This is a genomic window from Cohnella candidum (genome assembly GCF_003713065.1).
Lineage (GTDB): Bacteria > Bacillota > Bacilli > Paenibacillales > Paenibacillaceae > Cohnella > Cohnella candidum.
Map to the genome: position 1 here is coordinate 4,489,216 of NZ_CP033433.1, position 14,541 is coordinate 4,503,756.

Consider the following 14,541-nt stretch of genomic DNA (forward strand, 5'->3'; position numbering starts at 1 on the left):
TCCGACGTCGGCTGGTGTAAGCGCTATCAACTTATCGTAAATACCTCCTCCCATGGATGGTTGATAGAGTGTTGCCTTTCGATCATATGGCAGGCGGCTTTCCATATGAAGGAGTGATTTTATCAAGATCGTGTGCGGGATTATGATAAAAAAACCGATACGAATTATTACTAAAGCATTTACTTTATAAAACAAATGGTTTAATATGGATTCAAAGAAGGCCGGTAAACGAGGGGAGGGGAAAGGAACCAGTTGTATGCCCAACGATATATTTTCCGCATTGGCAGATCCGACGCGTCGCCGCATCCTGGAGATGCTTGCCGACCATGAAGAGCTCTCCGCATCTCAGATCCACGAACAATTCCAGGTCAGTCCGCAGGCGATCTCCCAACATTTGAAGAGTTTACTTGAGGCGAAATTAATCCGCGTGGAAAAAAGGTCGCAGCAACGCATCTATCGGATCGACACGGATACAATGGCCGAATTCGAGGACTGGTCCAAGAGCATGCGACGTAGATGGAGTCAGCGCTTGGATAGGTTCGAGGCCGTCATGAAAGCAGAGATGGCGAAAGCCGCCAAAACCACGAAAGATCCGGAGGAATCCCGATGAGCCAATCGAACAAGCAAGATCTCGTGATCACCCGAGTATTGGATATCCCCATCGAATGGGTCTGGAAAGGCTGGACGGATCCTAAGCTTGTACCGCTTTGGTGGGGGCCTGCGCACTATACCTCGCCGGGATGCGAAATCGATCTTCGTGTCGGCGGCAAGTATTTATTCTGCATGCAGGCGCCGCCGGAGCAAGGGAGCCATATCTACTACAACACGGGCGTCTATACGAAAATCGTGCCTCATGAACGCCTTGAATTTACGCAGAGCCTTTCCGATGCGCAGGGTAACCCAATCGCTCCCGCAGACGTTGGCATGCCCCCGGATTTTCCGGAAGTGGTTGAATTCGTCATCGAATTCAAAGCTTTGGGAGACAGTCGGACGGAACTGACGATCACCGAACACGAATGGGCGCCAGGCCAAATGGCCAAATTCGCCGTTCTCGGCATGCAGCAGTCACTGGATAAGTTCGCTGTAAGTATCGGCCAGCTTATGGCTTAACAAAGGAGATGAAAAGTTCATGGAAAACAACAAAATTACCCCCTTTTTGTGGTTCGATGACAACGCAGAGGAAGCCATCAATTTTTACAGCTCGGTATTTAAAAACGGAAAAACGCTGAATGTTACCCGTTATGGTGACGGAGCGCCGTTTCCGAAAGGGACGCTGATGTCCGCTACTTTCGAGTTGGAGGGCCAGCGGTTCATGGCGTTAAACGCCGGTCCGTACTTTAAGTTCAACGAGGCCGTATCGTTCTACGTGAACTGCACGACGCAGGAGGAAGTCGACGATCTGTGGGAGAAGCTCACCGCTGATGGAGGGGAGCCCAGCCGGTGCGGCTGGCTGAAGGACAAATTCGGCCTTTCGTGGCAGATCATTCCGACAATCCTCGGCGAGCTGCTGGCAGACAAGGATGCCCGGAAAGCAAGCAAAGTACAGCAAGCCATGATGCGAATGAATAAAATCGATATCCAGGCATTGAAGGATGCCTACGAGGAATAAGAGCCAAATACGAAAGGAGCTTGCCGAGGCAGCTCCTTCGCAGTCGTATTGAACTCTTTTAGCTTATCATTCCGGTCTAAAAGAGGCTTCTAAAGCCGCCGTATCTTCAAAGCCCCTGAAATACTTAATCTTGCCGTCTTCCACTTCGCAAACCACCGCCCAATGGCTTTCGAACATTTTACCGGTTGGCCGAATCCGATGCTTGAATTTTCCCCAAGCAAAGGCTGTGGTTTCGTCAGCGAGTATTTTGTGGATCTCGAATTGTTGGGGATCAAGATCTTTCCGGAACTTGGACAGCAGCGTCCTAACGCCTTCCGTTCCATGATAGGTGCCATAAAAGTGATGTCTGTCCGTCTCCATCTCGAACGCCGCGATAAATTTGGCGTCTCTGTGTACATAGCCGAGCGCTTTATCCATATCCGCCAAATTTTCGAAATATCCTTGTAACACCTGATCCGGTTTCATTCGGCATAGACCTTAAGCTGGGACGAAATGACACCCAGGTGTATGGCTTCGTGCATGAGAGCGAAGTTGAACAATTCGCCGGAGGTCGTGAATTGGAACGGACCCATGGTAAACGGCGATTGCAGATTTCTGTCCAGCATTTCGGGCGTCAGCTCGGAAAGCCTGGATAGCTGCGCCGTTAACATTTCGGACAGTTCTTCCTTCGAGGGCGGAGCGGCCGTCCAATCCGAGGGTTTCGTTCCGGAGCCGAACAGCGATTCGTATCGAGATGGAATTGTAGACGGGAATCCGAAGGACAAAGCCGCGTATTTATCCATCCAATAGACGATGTGACCGGCATTCCAACGAATCGTGTTGTTGAAGTGCGTGGATTGAAAATCGAGTTGATCTTCCGAAACGCTCTGAAGCTGCCCGATCACGATCTGACGTAGAACTTTTCCAGTGTTAATGATTGAATTTGCCATGGTGGTAACGCCTCCCCATTCATTTGTTGTTCATGTTTCGCTTTCACATCCAAAGTGTATCTCCCTCCCCGCAGAGCAACAATCACGAGATTCCGATGCAATTGATCGGTTTGAGTAATGATGGATCGAAGGGCTGAGGGTATAGGAGGAGGGTGAGGAATGGAACTTAGACAGCTCGAGTATTTTGCCGCGGTATGCAAGGAAATGCATTTCTCAAGGGCTGCGGAGAATCTATGTACGACTCAGTCGAATTTGAGCCAGCAGATCAAGTTCCTGGAAAATGAGCTCGGGGTACCTCTGTTCGATCGCATCGGCAAACGGATCGCGTTAACGGATGCGGGCAAAATCTTGCTCGATCAATGTCATCAAATTTTCGAGCGGATCGACTATGTGAAGGGAGCGATTGCGGATCTTAAGCGACTGGAAGGCGGCAGGCTGGACATCGGGATTCTCCCCGGTGACGGAGATTTGCTGTTTGATGCCCTGTTGATCAATTTCCACCGCGCCTATCCGAAGCTTTCCATACGCGTTACCGAGACCGTAGACGTGTATGAACAGGTTCTCAACGGCACAAGAGACCTCGGAGTTACGATTGTACCCGCGAATCCGGATGATCGCATATCGGTCATTCCTTTATTTCACGAGGAGTTTGCTTTAGCCGTCCATTCCGATCACCCGTTTGCGAAGTCAAAGGCGATCCCCTTCGAACAATTACAGCAGCAAAAGATGGTCATGTTCAATCCTGAGCACCAGATTACCAAGGTCATCCGTTCTTATTGCCATGAAAAAGGGATTGCCGTAGACAATGCCATTGAGACCTCTACTTTATCGACGCTTCTGTCCTTAGTCGAACAAGGGATAGGGGCGGCCATTCTTCCGCGGCTGCTTCTTGATTATCTGAAACGCGATAACGTTTCAGTCGTAAAACTGATTCATCCTACGCCAAGTCAGGATATTTGCATTCTCTATCGAACGGACAAATTCATGGGGCAAGCCGCGAAAATTTTCATACAAGAATTGCAGTCCTTCATTCAAAGCGTAACGGAACTTTCCAATCGGTCTTTGGGGTAATAAACGATAAAGAGCAGCGAGGGACCACCTCCTGCTCTTTGTTTTTTATGTTTCCAAATAAAAGGTAAATCGTTGCCTACCCAGAATACATTCAACATACTCTCAATAATGTCTCAAAAAAGGATCGAACTCTCAAAACGCATAGTCTTTTCCAGCGCCACTTGATAAATTGAAGGAGTCGGTTATCGATGGTTTCCAGCCAAAAAGCATTGCGATCCGAGATGGCCCGTTTCGTAGGACGCACGTCGGAGCTGAACTTGCTGCATCAGCATGCGGATGGAAAAACGGCGTGGCGGTGGCTCCATCTGTACGGCCCGAGCGGAATCGGCAAATCCACGTTGCTGCGCCGGTTCATGACCGAAAGGAATGGCCGTTGCCATTACATTGACGGGGGCAAGGTCATTCAACAAAACGACATCGAGACCGGCGAACTTTCAACGCAGCTTGAAACCGACGGATCATTCGGAAACCCTGTCGTCCTTCTAATCGACTCTTTCGACCATTGGCACGCGATCGAGCACGGGTTTCTGCAATGGATGGAGAGCTTGGCACCTGGGGTCCGGATCGTGACTTTCGGCCGGAGCACGATTACGGGAGGCTGGCTGCGTTCCGAATGGGCGGATTCCATTCATGCCGTACAGCTTCAGGCACTGACCTCTGCCGAGGTAGGGAGATACGCTACGGACCGGGGAATCGTCAATTCGGCCGATCAGGCCGAGCTGTTCCGATTCTCCAGAGGCGTTCCGCTCGCCATGGTTCTTGCCGTGGAGACTTTGCTGATCGGAGGCGAATCCGGGCGTTTCGCGCGCGAGGATAAATATCAGCTGATCGCCGCACTGATGCAGGGGTTGCTCCAAGGACTGCCGGCAGACGTTGGGCGAATGCTCGAAGCCGCTTCCGTGTACTGGAGATTCAATGAAGAGAGACTGTCGGCCGTCATGGAGAAGGAGCTCGAGCCGGATTCGTTCCGCCGGTTCGTCGACTTGCCCTTCGTCACGATGAAAGAAGACGGATGGATGCTTCATGATGCCGTTCGGGCTTGGGCGCTCGAGGATTTCATCCTGCGCAGGCCGACCGCATACGAAGAGATGCGGCGCAACGCGTTGTCGCAAATCCGCAAGGAAGAGCGGCTGCGTCCGCAACTGAGAGACCGATTGCAAATCGACAAAATGAGCTTGCACGAGCATCCGATTGTGCGCGCGATCTCTTTCTCCGGTCATCCGGCCGGCGAGATTGAGCTGCGCCGTTGCCGACAAGCCGATCTTCCTGCCCTGCACGACTTGTACCTGGATTTTCATCGCTATTCTTCCCCGACACCCGACGATCCGCCTCCTATGCTTCATCTCATCCCGGAGATATGGGAAATCGATCCCGCATCCTTCATTACCGTCTGGAAACAGAACGAACTCATCGCCTTTTTCGGGAAAATTCCCTTACGGGGCCGAATGCTGCAGGTCGCGGCGAAAGAACCTTTGCTCGGGCCGTTTTTAAAGGCTTGGCAACCGGTCCCTAATGCTTATCTGTTCTCTATCGTCGGTATGCGGCCGGAGCTTGAGGGCAACATCCGCGGATATTTTCTCAATGCGCTCATTAACCATTTTTCGCGCTCCGAGTGGATTCTGGATTTCACGTGTTACAAGGAGTGGTTTCCCGTATTCGAGCTTTGCGGATTCGAGAGAGGGGAGTGGGCCGACGCTGCGTCCGCCAAGGGAACGGAATATCGGGCGTTCATCCTCGATCTCAGGGAAGAAGACTTCATCGCGAAGCTTGACCGGTCCGTAAGCCGGGTGACGGCGGCGCAAAGCGTCGAGGAGCCGATAACCAAGCAAGACATCGAGGAGCTCAAGAAGATCCTGAAGCATTGGTCCGTGCTTCGGCGGCAGCCTGCATGGGCTGAGACGTACGCTAGATTGTTTCCTCATCGCTTGTTGAATGGCTTGTCGGATGAAGCGGCCGCCTATGCCGTGCAGCAAGATCTCAAGGAAACGATCGGTCGTCTGGCGGACGGCGACGAAACCGAAGCCCTGTACGGCAAGCTTCTCACCCACCTCTATTTGGAGAAGATTCGGCCTCACAAACGCGTGGCCAACTTGTTGAACGTGTCGACGGCTACTTACTTCAGGTATCTGAACAAGGCGCTCGAAATGTTGTATCAATCCTTAAATGACGGGAAGGCGAGATGATTCATGTCGGACTGGCGCTCCCGGTTGGCCCAAGCATCGAAAACGGCCTGGAAAATGGCGTGGCCATTCCTTCGCCATAAGGTGTATCCGGTTATCGTCACCTTGGTGCGTATCCTGCTTGTCTTCCTCGGATGGGCAGCTGCAAAGCTGTGGTCCTGGTGCCGCGGCACGCTATTTCCCGCGATCCGGTCGGTTTATTTGCGCACGCCGCCGAAAAGGCGCTTGATCGCCATCGCGCTGATCGTTGTCATCGTGGTGACGGCAACCCTGTTCGCTCCGGGCGTGATTACGAATCGCAGCGCCTCCACCGAGAGCGAAGAGCCGCTTTCCGAGTACGAAGCGTCCGTGGCCGCAACGTTGGCGAATCGGTTGTTCGCCGCCGAATCCTACAAGGATGCATCTTCCGGCGTGAGGGACGTTCTGGCGCTGGCCGGCATTTCGACCGTTAGCGGTAAAGGCAAACCCTCGCAGGCCGCCGCTCCCGCGGCCTCCTTCACGGTGCTGGTTCCCGAGGCCGCCAATCTGGCGCTTGAGGCGCGCCATCGGCCGGAGGCCGGCCGGCTGACGTTAACCGAATTCGCCGACATGCTGGAGGGGCTCGGCTTTCCGTTCGAGCACGAGGTGATGGATGCCGCTGAGCAACTGCAAGCGTTCCTGTCGGGGTGGGTGTCGGCGGCGCGGACCCGTCCGGACGATCCGACCAGCTTCGTGCCGTTATTCCTCGCGGAAAGCGCCAAAAGTCAGCATCCTTCCGTCGATTTGACGGGGGACTACGAGCCGGATCAGCTTCGCTTAAGCATGCTCGATATGCAGCTCTTTTTCAGCGCATTCGATAGAGCGATGCAAAGCGGGCAGCCGGGGAACGAAACCGCCTTTGTACTCGGCATAAATACCGCGCATGCGGCCGAACCCTGCACCGACGTCAAAAATTGGCTCGGCCAGACATTCGGCGATAAAGGCAAGGTGGCGGGCGAAATTTTACAGGCAGCGCTAGGCGAAGGAACCGGCTTCGGGATGAAGGAGGCGTTCCTCAGCGCGGGCTTCAAAGAACTCGGCGCTGATCAGCTTAGCAAGATGATTACCTCCATCGGCATTGCCAACAAGCTCCTCAAGCTGGCGACGCTGTACAGCCAAGTGCAGCTGGATATCACGGTCGATTCGGAGAATCCGCTTCAGAAGCACCTGGAAAGCGAAGAGCCCAAGTTTACTGCCTTTACGGCGCATGCCGGCGTCAGCGACGCGGATTGGGAGCGCTATAAGAAGGACATCTCCTCCAGCGATATCGTCCGATCCTTGCGCGATTGTTTCAATATTGCCGGCTTGCCCGTATTGAACGACGTCGGGGATCTCGGCAAGGACGCGGCGAATTGGACGGTTGAATGGAGATTGGTCGAAGGCGGGGAAGAGCACGGCACCATCAGCTTGCAAAATAACAAATTCCTGCTGCCCGGACAGCTGGAGATGCAGCTTCAGCAAGAAGACGACCATAAGGCCTCCGCTACGCTGGTCGTCGATCTGACGCCGGATAAGGCGAAGGACCGCAGCGGTCCGGAGAAGACCGCCCGCGTGACCGCCCAAGCGTCGCTCGACACATCCTCCGCACCGGGTCTCGGTACCCTGATTAATACGGTCAAAGGCGGCATGGGCGACGTGCTCGGCATTACCGACGCGATCGTCGAGCTGGCCGCGGGCATGATCCAGTCCATCGCGACGCCGAAGGCGTACGGTACGCTCGAGGTCATCTATCACGACGATCCGAAAGGGAATTGGGTCGGAACGATCTCGTACGAGTACGAATATTCGCTCGCCGAGGACACCGCGGACGGCACGAGTCAAACTTCATCCGCCTATTCGGCGACGATCAACATCACCGGAACGAAGAGAAGAGCCGTCACCGCATTGGAGGATCTCAATTGGTTGACGGGAACCGCAACTGCCGATTATACGATGGATACGACGTCCCACGCCGTCATAGAAACGGAATTTTTATGCTTGACGGAAACTTTCGATACGAGCATCAAGGGTTCGGGGAGCATGTCGGAACCATACGAGGCTACGCTTAACATCAGTGTGGCGACCAACGGCAACGGCGGCTACTCCATTAGCGCCCGACCTCCGGATGTACCTTACGAACAAACCAACAAATCCACGGTCGTTCGCGTGAGAACGTGCGGGACTCCGCAGCCGAACAGCGAGGACGAGTTTACGGACCAGCTGGACTTCTCCGTGCCGATCGAATCGCTGCTGGTGCTGAGCGGCAAGATCGATCCTTCGAATCCGCATGAAATTCAAGGCAGCAAGACGGTAACGGAAGACAATGGCACCGGTACCGCCAAGTGGAATTTAAAATGGGTTCCGGATGATTCGGATGAATCTGAAAAGGAGTGAACCGTCTTGCTCGGAAAAGGCTCTCGTTTCGCCAAGATGTTCTTGTGCTTCATGCTTATCTTGATGCTGGCCCCGCAGGTGATTGAAGCCGCGGAGAAACAGATTCGCATCTCGTTCAACGGACAGCCGCTTACGTTCGCCGAGGCGAAGCCCGTCGTCGTGAACGGAACGACGCTCGTGCCGTTCCGCAAGCTGTTCGAGACGTTAGGCTTCGAGGTCGGCTGGAAGGACGACGGCAAAACCAGGAAGGCGATCGGAACGAAGGATGGGCTCGAAATCGTGCTGACGATCAACGACAAGAACGCGAAAGTGAACGGCAAAACCGTCCTTCTCGGCGTTCCCGCGCAGATCATCGGCAGCAGCACGATGGTGCCGCTTCGCTTCGTCTCGGAGAACAGCGGTTATCAAGTGTCTTACACCGACAACGGCAAACTGCTGGACATCCAAATCGGGTCCGTGAACCGCGATAAAGCCGAGCCTTACGTCGTGAAAGGCCGCGTCGTGGATTCGGAGGGCAAACCGGTGGCGGGAGCCGAAGTGTTCGCGGACAATCAGTTGCTCTACAACAGCAATCTGGTCACGGTAACCGATTCGAACGGGTATTATCGCATCGAGTTGCCGCTGCTCGCCACGACATGGAGGATGGGCGGCTCCCATAACGTCCGGCTAGACGGGAGCTCGTACGAGGTTGACCTGACTCCCGAGGTCGATCAGCCTTTCGCGGGGAATACGGGGGCCGTTCGCAATTTCACCCTGCAGACCGAGACCGTCTATGGGGAGATCTACTTATACGTTCCGCTCGATGAATTCGTGAAAGGCTACTATGAACAAAACATTGAAGTGACGCTTACGCCGACAGGAGGAAACGGAAAAGCCATTACGCGGTATGGCTACAACTTCCCGGGCGGGTTCGGCATGAACGACGTGCCGGTTGGCAAGTACAAGGTGACGGCCCGCTATGCGCCTCCCGGCGAGAACCCCGTGCCGATGGTCGTTCGCGTACGCGGCAAAGGCGAATACGCTCAATCCGTCGAATTCCAATTCAATACGCTCGTGCCGGGCATCTATCAAGCCGAGCTTGAATTCAAGGCTGCGCCAGCCCAATAAAGCTCCCTTGCATAACTGCTATTTTCATTCATATAAATTCTAGAGTTCTAATTAACGTAAAGCAGGGAGCGATCGGAATGAGCAAACGCGTACTGATCCTGACGGGCGACGGGGCAGAGGTTTTAGAAGTTTATTATCCTTATTTCCGCGTGAAGGAAGCGGGTTATGAAGCTATCATCGCTGCCCCGAAAAAACAGATCCTGAACACCGTCTGCCACGATTTCGTTGAGAATTGGGAGACGTACACGGAAAAGCCGGCTCATCGGTTGCCATGCGATATTGCGTTTGCAGACGTGGAGCCTTCCGAATTTGACGCTCTTATCATTCCGGGGGGCCGGGCGCCCGAATATATCCGTTCGGATGCCGACCTGCCGCGGATCGTCAGGCATTTTCTGGACACGGATAAACCGATCGGGGCGATTTGCCACGGCGCGCAAGTTTTCTTGGCGCTGAAGGACCGCACCTACTTCGAAGGCCGCACGCTAAGCGCCTATAACGCCTGCCGATTGGAAGTCGAAGCGCTCGGAGCGCAGTACGCAGACGGCACGCTTCATGTGGACGGCAACATCGTATCCGGACACGCTTGGCCGGATTTGCCGGGCTTTATGCGCGAGTTTCTGAACTTACTCGAGCAACCGGTTAAACAGGAATATCAGAACGTCGTTTCTTAAACGATTCGACTTGCCCAGATTATGTTTGACACTAAAAAAACCGGAGATCCTCGCATGGAGGATCTCCGGTTTTTTCTTTCCCTCTACGGCCTTCCCTTGGCTTCAGCCTCGATGGTTTCCTTCATCACCTCCGCGCCGCGATGGACACGCGCTTCAATCTCCGGCGCGAGATGCGCCGGTAGAAAATCGGTGATCCAGATGAGCTTGGAGCCGTTGTCACCATGAGGGAAGACTTGAAACGATGCATGATGATGCAGCAGCGGCATACGTCCTTTTACCACCGCGTACGCCATTCGGCGTTCCTCGTGATCGATGGAAACGATGTACTCGCGAGTCCTGCCGCCATATGGATGTAATAGTGTTCTTTCATGACCGTCCATCAGCGTGTTCTCGGTGTAGCCGGGGACAAGACGGTCATGTACGGCTCCTACGTCGCTGACGGCGTCCCAAACTTGCTCGGGCGAAGCATCAATCACAATCTCCTTGCGAATCGATGGCACGATGATCACGCTCCCAGTGACCATTTTACTCCAGATTAGATCTGCATTAACCCACCGGATTGGTATAGTGCAAATAAATGCATGGAAAATATAAAAATTATATATACAGAAACATATGTTCCCATGTTACGATGATTGTAAATTTGATTATAGGAGATGTTTACCAATGGAAAGTATTCATCACTCGGGTATTCATGATTTCGATTTCATGCTAAAACCGATGATAAATCGCAATCGAAGACGGACGAATGCCCTGTATCCCGAAATGGAAGGCGTATGGGGAGAATTCGAGGCTAGTCACACGGGCGAGAAGTACCTCGATGGGAGAGTGATTATCGACCATTTTGAAGGAACATATCCAGACGGTGAGGTCAGGAAAGGGATGACGATCCGCGCTTTTGACGAAGAAACGCAGCTTTGGTCGTTGGTATGGCTGGATAACCGCAACCCTCATGATTTTACTCCGCTGGTCGGAAGATTTGAAAATGGGGTCGGGCAGTTTTATCAGGAGACAACTACGCCCGACGGAAGGCCGATGCATGTGAGATTTACGTGGGATGAAATTACGGAAAATACGGCGAGGTGGCAACAAGCATTTTCGTTCGATGGCGGAATCCATTGGGATACGAATTGGATAATGGAGTTTACAACAAAAAAATAGCCCGTGAAGCGATAGCCTCACGAGCCGTGTTGGATCTCTTGTTGTTTGGTTGTTAAGCATATTTTCACACCCGCTTTTGATATGTCCTCATCGCGATGATATAAGCCAAGACCATTATCCCGACGCACCACGCAAGCGCGATCCCTATATGATTGCCCACCGGCTGACCTGAGAGCAGTGCGCGGATGGACTCCACGATCGAGGTGACCGGCTGGTTGTTGGCAAAGGCGCGAACGATCTTCGGCATCGAATCGGTTGGCACAAACGCCGAGCTGATGAACGGCAAGAAAATTAACGGATAGGAGAGGGCGCTTACTCCGTCTACCGATTTAGCGGTCAATCCGCTAATCGCAGCGACCCAAGTTAAAGCTAGCGTGAACAGTGCGAGTATGCCGGCTACTGCAAGCCAAGATAGAATTCCCGCGGTAGAATGAAAGCCCATGATCAGCGCTACGAGAATGATGATGACAACCGTGATGGCGTTGGATACGAGCGAGGTCAGCACATGCCCCCATAGCACGGTGGAACGTGCAATCGGCATCGAATGGAATCGCTCGAATATGCCGCGTTGCTTATCCATAAACAGGCGGTAAGCCGTATAAGAAATGCCGCTTGCAATAGCGATCAGCAGGATGCCGGGCAAGAGGTAGTTCACATAGTTATCCGTTCCGGTTTGGATTGCGCCGCCGAACACATAGACAAACAGCAGCATCATGGCAATCGGCGTGATGGCGACCGTGATAATGGTGTCCATGCTGCGGAAAATATGGCGCATGGAACGTCCAAGCATGACCCCCAGATCACTGAAGTAGTGTTTCTTTATCGTGGTTTCCATTTACATTTCCTCCTTTTTGCCGACGATCGCAAGGAAGATCTCCTCCAATGTCGGTTGTTTTTCCACATACTCCACTTTTGCGGATGGAAATAGCCGTTTAAGCTCCGCGAGCGTGCCGCTGGCGATGATTCTGCCTTCATGCAGAATCGCAATTCGGTCGGCAAGCTGCTCAGCCTCTTCAAGATACTGGGTGGTCAGGAATACCGTGGTGCCTCCGTCGGCAAGCTCCTTGACGACCTTCCATACCTCGATTCGTGCCTCAGGGTCAAGAGCGGTCGTTGGCTCGTCGAGGAAAATGATCTGCGGTTTTCCCACTAGGCTCAAGGCAATGTCGAGCCTGCGGCGCATTCCCCCCGAATAAGTAGATACTTTCCGGTCAGCGGCCTCCGTCAGGCCGAAGCGTTTGAGCAAATCGTCCGCAACCTGACGCGGATGATCAAGGTGTCGCAGCCTGGCAATCATGACGAGATTTTCCCGCCCGGTCAAAATCTCGTCAACCGCGGCAAACTGCCCGGTCAGACTGATCGCGTTCCTCACATGATCCGGTTTTGACGCAACATCGAATCCGTTAACGGCGGCAGTTCCATTATCCGCTTTGAGCAGCGTAGTGAGGATTTTGACAACCGTTGTTTTGCCCGCCCCGTTGGAACCGAGAAGAGCGAAAATACTGCCCCTCTCGACTTCGAAATCCACGCCCTTCAACACTTGAAGCTGCTTGTAGGATTTCTGCAGTCCTTTGACTTGAATGGACTTGGGTTGCACGGTTTGCATCGGATTCCCTCCTTTTAAATGACCGTAACTTTGGACAAATCGGCTTCCAATCCTTTGAGCAGGGCGAAGGTCAGTTTATCCATCGTTGCGCCGTCGAAGCAGATCGTTTTGATCGCGCGGTAGTACTTCTTCGTCAAGGCAAACCCGGCCTGGAAGGATACGTTTTTGAGCGTAGCGCCCCGGAACGAAACGTTGTTCAATCCCGCTTTGTCAAACTTCACGCCGATGAACGTCTGTCCGTCGAATCGCTGTCCGCTCAGATCGGATGTCGTGAAGTCAACCCCGTCGAATACGCAACCTTCGAAAGTCGCTTTTCTAAGATCGGTAACCGTCAACTTTACGTCGGTCAGTTTTACGTCCGTGAATTTGGCGCCGGCAAGCCACGACTTGCTGAAGTTCGTGCGCACGAGAGTCGTCTTATTGAAACTTGCGTTTGACAGGTCAAGCGCGTACAGGCTGCAGTCCGTCAGATTCGCGCCGTCGAAATTGGCTTCGCGTACGTCGCTGCTTTTAAACGTACTGCCCGTCAAATCCGCGCCGGAAAAGTCGGAACCGTGCAACGCGCTGGCTTTAAACTGGCCCTTATGGGCAGTAACGCCTGCAAAGTCGCTTTTCGCCAGGTTGCTTGCGCTAAAGTTCGTCACGACTTGCCGCTCAAGGGAGCGGGAGAGGTTGGCGACTTCCACGATCGTTTGTTCGATGTCTCCGATACTCTCGATCGTCATCTTAATCGCCGTATCATCGTCCTTGCCCTCGGCTTTGAGTTCGTTGTACCGCTCCTGCAAATCGGCAAGCAGGTCGGCCTTCAGCTCGCCCACGCTTTTCAGTCCCTCATAGGGTGTAAATACGCCGTTCAAATAGTTCGTTAATTTTGGATTCATATCATCCATCTCCTTAGAGTAAGTTGTCGAGCACGCGCTTGGCATACTCCCAATTGCTTTTGTTGCTGGCGTAATGATCCTTGCCTTTGTCGGTAATTCTAAAATACTTGCGCCGTCCGCCCTGCGTTTCATCGCCCCAGTACCACTCGATATAGCCGTCTGCCTCAAGCCGGCGGAAGCTGGAGTACATCGTGGCTTCCTTCAATTCATACTCGCCGCCTGAGCGTTCATGAATCAGCTTGACGATCTCGTAGCCGTAACGATCAGCTTCCGTCAAGAGCCGTAAAATCATCGTATCCGTATGTCCGCGAAGCAGGTCGGACGTGATTTTGTTCTCGCTCATTTCATCACCTCCATGATTGCATGATACAGTGTAGTACTATGTTTGTCAAGGTAATGTTTTAAGTGAAATACTTTGATGAATCCATTTCGTCAAAAAAAGGGCTGTCCCGATGGGGACAGCTAAAAATCTTGCATGTTGAGAGTTTCTGGGCAGCCCGCCCACTTATGTTATAATCAGCAAATATAAAGGGGTGTTGTAAGGATGAAGGTGCAGTTAGAGGGGATTACGGTCATGACGAATGGCAGAGAATACGAACGGGCATTTTTCCTTTATAGAAGAACGCAAGGGCCAAGCCTTTGAATTGAATTTCCAGTGCGAGTCGCCGGAAGCGGTCCGCGGGATGTATGAGGACTTCGTCTCCAAAGGAGCTACTCCAATTACGGAGCCGAAATCCAAGGATTGGGGACACACTACGGGATTCTTCGCAGACCCGGATGGCAACATTCATTCGATCTTTGCAGTCAATCCTATTGACGCATAGCCGTACCTGAACTGCTGAATACATCGCCACGAGAGCAAGGTGTCCTGGGGATGTATTTTTTTATGTTGAGTGGGATGCAACAAATCGAAGACTTGCTGGATATATAAGGGT

At 52.9% G+C, this 14,541-nt stretch carries 17 protein-coding genes; 10 read left to right on the plus strand and 7 right to left on the minus strand.

The genetic code is table 11. From position 1 onward, the window contains the following. Nucleotides 1-205: 205 nt before the first annotated feature. Genes EAV92_RS20750 through EAV92_RS20760 form a run of 3 tightly spaced genes read left to right on the plus strand, consistent with a single transcriptional unit; the run spans nt 206 to nt 1,609 of the window. On the plus strand, nt 206-610 hold the full coding sequence (locus EAV92_RS20750) for an ArsR/SmtB family transcription factor (protein ID WP_206424247.1): 405 nt from the start codon (nt 206-208) through the stop codon (nt 608-610). Next, entirely contained in the window at nt 607-1,110 is a 504-nt protein-coding gene (locus EAV92_RS20755) for an SRPBCC family protein (protein ID WP_123042845.1), read from the plus strand. Before EAV92_RS20750 ends, EAV92_RS20755 begins: the two co-directional genes overlap by 4 nt. Nucleotides 1,111-1,129: 19 nt before the next feature. Then, entirely contained in the window at nt 1,130-1,609 is a 480-nt protein-coding gene (locus EAV92_RS20760; RefSeq protein WP_123042846.1) for a VOC family protein, read from the plus strand. A gap of 66 nt (nt 1,610-1,675) precedes the next feature. Here the strand turns inward: EAV92_RS20760 and EAV92_RS20765 are convergent, their stop codons facing one another. Next, nucleotides 1,676-2,074: a nuclear transport factor 2 family protein gene (locus EAV92_RS20765; protein WP_123042847.1), complete on the minus strand. Its 399-nt coding sequence runs from the start codon at nt 2,072-2,074 to the stop codon at nt 1,676-1,678. Further along, nucleotides 2,071-2,538, minus strand: a complete 468-nt coding sequence (locus EAV92_RS20770) for a DinB family protein (RefSeq protein WP_123042848.1) — start codon at nt 2,536-2,538, stop codon at nt 2,071-2,073. The genes EAV92_RS20765 and EAV92_RS20770 overlap by 4 nt, the downstream gene beginning before the upstream one ends. A 159-nt stretch (nt 2,539-2,697) precedes the next feature. Between EAV92_RS20770 and EAV92_RS20775 the strand changes: the two genes are divergently transcribed. The 5 genes from EAV92_RS20775 (at nt 2,698) to EAV92_RS20795 (ending at nt 9,958) form a co-directional block, all read left to right on the plus strand. Next, the gene (locus EAV92_RS20775) at nt 2,698-3,609 is read left to right on the plus strand and encodes a LysR family transcriptional regulator (protein WP_123042849.1); all 912 of its coding nucleotides are present in this window, start codon (nt 2,698-2,700) and stop codon (nt 3,607-3,609) included. A 188-nt stretch (nt 3,610-3,797) separates the two neighbouring features. Further along, nucleotides 3,798-5,792, plus strand: coding sequence for a P-loop NTPase family protein (locus EAV92_RS20780; protein WP_123042850.1), 1,995 nt, complete (start codon nt 3,798-3,800; stop codon nt 5,790-5,792). Between the two features lie 3 nt (nt 5,793-5,795). Continuing rightward, nucleotides 5,796-8,180 carry a hypothetical protein gene (locus EAV92_RS20785; protein ID WP_123042851.1) on the plus strand — a complete coding sequence of 795 codons (2,385 nt, stop codon included), beginning with the start codon at nt 5,796-5,798 and terminating at the stop codon, nt 8,178-8,180. A gap of 6 nt (nt 8,181-8,186) precedes the next feature. Then, nucleotides 8,187-9,287: a stalk domain-containing protein gene (locus tag EAV92_RS20790; RefSeq protein ID WP_123042852.1), complete on the plus strand. Its 1,101-nt coding sequence runs from the start codon at nt 8,187-8,189 to the stop codon at nt 9,285-9,287. A gap of 77 nt (nt 9,288-9,364) precedes the next feature. Continuing rightward, on the plus strand, nt 9,365-9,958 hold the full coding sequence (locus EAV92_RS20795) for a DJ-1/PfpI family protein (RefSeq protein WP_123042853.1): 594 nt from the start codon (nt 9,365-9,367) through the stop codon (nt 9,956-9,958). Nucleotides 9,959-10,041: 83 nt separating this feature from the next. Here EAV92_RS20795 and EAV92_RS20800 read toward each other — a convergent pair whose 3' ends face one another. After that, the gene (locus tag EAV92_RS20800; RefSeq protein ID WP_123043837.1) at nt 10,042-10,458 is read right to left on the minus strand and encodes an SRPBCC family protein; all 417 of its coding nucleotides are present in this window, start codon (nt 10,456-10,458) and stop codon (nt 10,042-10,044) included. A 166-nt stretch (nt 10,459-10,624) separates the two neighbouring features. Here EAV92_RS20800 and EAV92_RS20805 point away from each other — a divergent pair, with 166 nt between their 5' ends. Further along, on the plus strand, nt 10,625-11,119 hold the full coding sequence (locus EAV92_RS20805) for a DUF1579 domain-containing protein (protein WP_123042854.1): 495 nt from the start codon (nt 10,625-10,627) through the stop codon (nt 11,117-11,119). Between the two features lie 64 nt (nt 11,120-11,183). Here EAV92_RS20805 and EAV92_RS20810 read toward each other — a convergent pair whose 3' ends face one another. From EAV92_RS20810 to EAV92_RS20825, 4 genes are read right to left on the minus strand one after another with little or no spacing between them, the layout of a single operon-like run. Further along, on the minus strand, nt 11,184-11,954 hold the full coding sequence (locus EAV92_RS20810; RefSeq protein WP_123042855.1) for an ABC transporter permease: 771 nt from the start codon (nt 11,952-11,954) through the stop codon (nt 11,184-11,186). Further along, a complete protein-coding gene (locus EAV92_RS20815) occupies nt 11,955-12,725 on the minus strand; it encodes an ABC transporter ATP-binding protein (RefSeq protein WP_123042856.1) in 771 nt (256 codons plus the stop codon). A 14-nt stretch (nt 12,726-12,739) separates the two neighbouring features. Continuing rightward, nucleotides 12,740-13,606, minus strand: a complete 867-nt coding sequence (locus EAV92_RS20820; RefSeq protein ID WP_123042857.1) for a pentapeptide repeat-containing protein — start codon at nt 13,604-13,606, stop codon at nt 12,740-12,742. 13 nt (nt 13,607-13,619) lie between these two features. After that, the gene (locus EAV92_RS20825) at nt 13,620-13,949 is read right to left on the minus strand and encodes a PadR family transcriptional regulator (protein ID WP_123042858.1); all 330 of its coding nucleotides are present in this window, start codon (nt 13,947-13,949) and stop codon (nt 13,620-13,622) included. A gap of 238 nt (nt 13,950-14,187) precedes the next feature. On the opposite strand from EAV92_RS20825, the gene EAV92_RS20830 reads away from it, so the two are divergent. Continuing rightward, nucleotides 14,188-14,430, plus strand: coding sequence for a VOC family protein (locus tag EAV92_RS20830; RefSeq protein ID WP_123042859.1), 243 nt, complete (start codon nt 14,188-14,190; stop codon nt 14,428-14,430). Nucleotides 14,431-14,541: the final 111 nt, after the last annotated feature.